This is a genomic window from Vibrio sp. V43_P6S15P86, assembly GCF_009904725.1.
Lineage (GTDB): Bacteria > Pseudomonadota > Gammaproteobacteria > Enterobacterales > Vibrionaceae > Vibrio > Vibrio diabolicus.
This window is the reverse complement of record NZ_WXWT01000322.1, coordinates 1-3,696: the sequence shown is the minus strand read 5'-3', so window position 1 is coordinate 3,696 and position 3,696 is coordinate 1. Positions and strand designations below refer to the sequence as shown.

3 protein-coding genes are annotated in these 3,696 nt (G+C 43.6%); all 3 read right to left on the bottom strand.

The genetic code is table 11. The annotated features are described in order from the left end of the window. Nucleotides 1–261: 261 nt before the first annotated feature. Nucleotides 262–1,908, bottom strand: a complete 1,647-nt coding sequence (panP, locus tag CAG69_RS14200; protein WP_006742621.1) for a pyridoxal-dependent aspartate 1-decarboxylase PanP — start codon at nucleotides 1,906–1,908, stop codon at nucleotides 262–264. Between the two features lie 199 nt (nucleotides 1,909–2,107). Continuing rightward, on the bottom strand, nucleotides 2,108–2,620 hold the full coding sequence (locus tag CAG69_RS14195; RefSeq protein WP_012841922.1) for a hypothetical protein: 513 nt from the start codon (nucleotides 2,618–2,620) through the stop codon (nucleotides 2,108–2,110). A gap of 206 nt (nucleotides 2,621–2,826) precedes the next feature. Next, a partial coding sequence (locus CAG69_RS14190) for a lysine exporter LysO family protein (RefSeq protein ID WP_161444791.1) occupies nucleotides 2,827–3,696 on the bottom strand: 870 nt, incomplete at its 5' end.

The following is a 3,696-nucleotide window of genomic DNA, read 5'->3' as shown; positions in this document are numbered from 1 at the left end:
AAACACGAAGATTCCAGAGTAGAGTGGGGCGTTAACGAAAACAACCAGCGCCATAGAATCAGTATAAACCTGATCTTCAATCAGTCTAAACCAATAACGGATACTATTTAGTGAGAATTTGACAGGCCTCAAACAAAATGTTGTAAAAACTACAGAATTGGATGTGTAATCGATGTTTTGTTGCGCCAGTCGCACGAGAATGATGTTTGAGTTACATCAAAACGAAAAAAAATTTCAAATTGATGTAACTCTTTCGGGCCATTAAGACGATTGGATATCAGTGACCACCTGCTGAATTCTTTCCATCAAATTTGGTGCTTGCTTGGCGATTTCACGCTGTTCATCAAGCACCGAACTCAAAATCTCTTTGGTCGTCAGCGGATTTGCCAAAACCACTCGGAACACAATCGTGTTCATGCGCTGCCATTGGTCTGGGTTCAGTCTTGTACGTGAAACAAACGATTTGCCCGTTTCGCGCTGACGCTTTTGAATAAACTGTGTTAATTCATTAATCAGTTCATTCAGTTGTTCTTTTTGTGAACCTTCCGCTTTTGCTAATGCCTCACGGATGAATGGCGGCAAGTAGCGGTATGTGAGCAGACAAAGCTCTGGTTCAGAAACCAATTCGAAATCATCTTGCTGCTTGATTAAATCCGCAAAGTAGCGAGCTTTTTCAATGCTTTGGTCTATCAGCAGCTCATAGCCAGGGCGACTGATGATGTGCATTGCGGCATAGACTAACATTGCCATGCCCGAACGAGAGCCTTCTAATGTATGGCTGCCTAGGTCTTTTGAGCCTTTACGCAAGATATATTGAGCGTGATGCTCTATGGATTTCATTGCGTCAGGATCTTTGAACAGAACCATACCAGCGCCCATCGGGATGTAGAGTTGCTTGTGCGCATCAATGGTTACTGAGTCTGCCATTTCCACACCGTTAAGAAGGTGACGGTGGTGATTAGACATAAGTGTTGCGCCACCCCATGCGGCATCCACATGGAAATGACAACCGTGAGCTTGGCAGACTTCTGCGATTTCAGGTAGCGGGTCGACATTACCTGTCTCTGTTGTACCAGCTACACCAATAACAGCAATAGGCTTGATGTTTTGTTTCTCTAGTTCAACAATTTTCGCTTTAAGGTCGTCGACAATAATACGGTTGTTGGCATCCGTTTTAACCGCAACCAAGCCTTCTTGACCTAAACCTAGTACATCGGCTGCTTTCTTGAGGGAGTAGTGACCACGCTCAGACACCAATACCGCTAAGCCATCGTAGCCATAATGCTTCATGGCTTTAAATAGGCCTTCTTTCTCAACGCCTTTAAATGAACCATTGGCTCTTAACGCCTTGTTACGTGCTACCCAAAGTGCAGTGATATTGGCAATGGTACCGCCGGAGCAAAATGCGCCCAATGAGTGGTTTGCGCTATGCATCCACTGATCGTAAAACGTATCGCTCTGACCATAGATCAAGCGATGTAGCATGCCCAAAACTTGACGTTCAAGCGGGGTAAAGGCTTTAGAAGTCTCTATCTTTACCAGGTTTTGGTTTAAGGCGATCATGATCTTTGACAGTGGCATCAAGAAATAAGGCAGCGCCGATGTCATATGACCAATGAAGCTTGGTGAAGAAGTGTGAACGGAGTGCGACACCAAAGTGTCGAGTAAGTGTTCTGTATGATCTGACACGAACTCTGGCTGCTCAGGAATCTGAGCAGAAGAAAAGTCTTTTTCGATTTCGCGTAAAGGCTTTTCTTCTGCCACGATGTGTTCACGAAGAAATTGATTTAGATTTCGCGAGAGGCTCTCGTCAATTTTGGTTAACGTTGAGTCAGGACCTTCTGGGACAGTGAAGATCTTTAGCAAGCTCTCAAAGCTAACGTCAGCGGTTTTTTGTTCCTTAACCATAGCAAAGAATCTTTGTAGTTATTTTGGTAATGCGAGCGGCACAATCTAAACTAAAACGGGCGCAAAGTCCCGTTTTAATTGTTGAAACCCATGTTGCTGAAATGAAAATTTTAGGTGAGGGTTACAATCTTCGCATTAAAAAATCGTTGATTTTAATGTGTTAAAACACTCGGTGTTTTCGAGCATCCCCAACGATTAATTAATCACACTTCTGCTTTTCAATCTTCTCTATTGACTGATTGTACTTATTAAGCGCGGTATCAATTTGTTGTGGATGGCTAAGCAGGTCGGCGAATGCTGAACGAAGCTCGTAGTTTTTGGGGTGGTTAGTCGATTGACGGTCACTAAACGTTTGTTTTGCGACTTCACCTAACTTATCACTTCGGCTTGCTAGCTGCTTAACGTCGTGTTGTTCTAATTTTAGCCATGCTTCGATTGGCTGTTCTGTTGCAACACGGCTAGGATCGTTCTCTAGAAAGTAGTGAACTGCTTCACGGTTTAATTCAAAGTGATGTTTACGGCCGTCCAAGAACCACTGGCTAACTTCTTTTAGATCTGGATACTGGGTAACCGTCAAATCAACAAGATCTTGATACCACTGTAGTGAGGCATCAACATAGCCGTCGTATTTGCTAGCAAGACATTGTTGATCTGCGGCAAACGTAAAAGTTGAGCTTGTAGCGAGGAGCGCTGCAACGACAAAGCGTTTCATTCTTCTTCCTTCTGGTTGTTATCCCTTTATTAACGCAAGGCACATAAGTTGATGTTTCACCCTTCTTTCTCTTTAGTCGTGATAAATCATTGGGCTAATTGACAAAAGGAAAGCGGATTATTGCCAAAATCTTGATCACTTTGACGTTAACTGGGTATTTGAATTTTTGCCGTATTGTAATGGATGTTAAAGCGAAAACCTGAGATCTAGCTAGCAAGTGATACAAAGAAAAGCATCATAACTGGTACCAGTAAACTCAAAATAAACCCACTAACGATGGCTACTGGGACACAACGCACACCACCTGTAGTCTGAATAACAGGTAGGGTAAAGTCCATTGCTGTTGCACCTGCATAACCAATTGCTGTGCACGGATAGCTACGAATAAAGAGAGGAATGGCTACCAGCGCGACCAGCTCTCTCATTAATTCGATCAGGAAAGATGCCCCCCCAAACACGGGGCCAAAAGCGTCTCCCATCAAAATTCCTGCGAGTGAATACCAGCCAAAGCCTGAAGCCATCGCGAGGGCTTGATAGAGAGGAAGGTCCAAAAGTATCGCTGCAATAACGCCACCAAGCATACATGTTGCGATCACAACTGCCGCAATGGCCATACCCTGTTTATTTAATAGAATTTGGCGAAGAGTAAGCCCACTATTGCGAAGCTGAATACCAATAAAAAATAGGAGCAGGAAGAGTATCCATTCGCTCGCTGTATCCACCCAACTTAAATCGATGGGTAACAGCAGACCAACTACTAGCCCGCCACCAACGACAACAATCAGCTTTACTGATTCTAAAGCCATCGAGGATAGCGGCAGCTTCTTTTGATTCTGATTGGTCTGGAGAGGAATTATCCTATCGATAATAGGCAGCGCCAACAGATTACAGGTACTTAAACATAAAAAGAAAGTACTCGCATAGAGAAGAATACTTTGTAAGTTGCTACTTAAGTTATCGAGCGCTGCTAGGCTAAGTCCCATCAACGACAAAATGACGTAAATAAGGTAGGACGTTGATTTATTGATCTTCTCCAGTAACGAGGCTCGAGATATAGGAATTAGATACCCCACAAC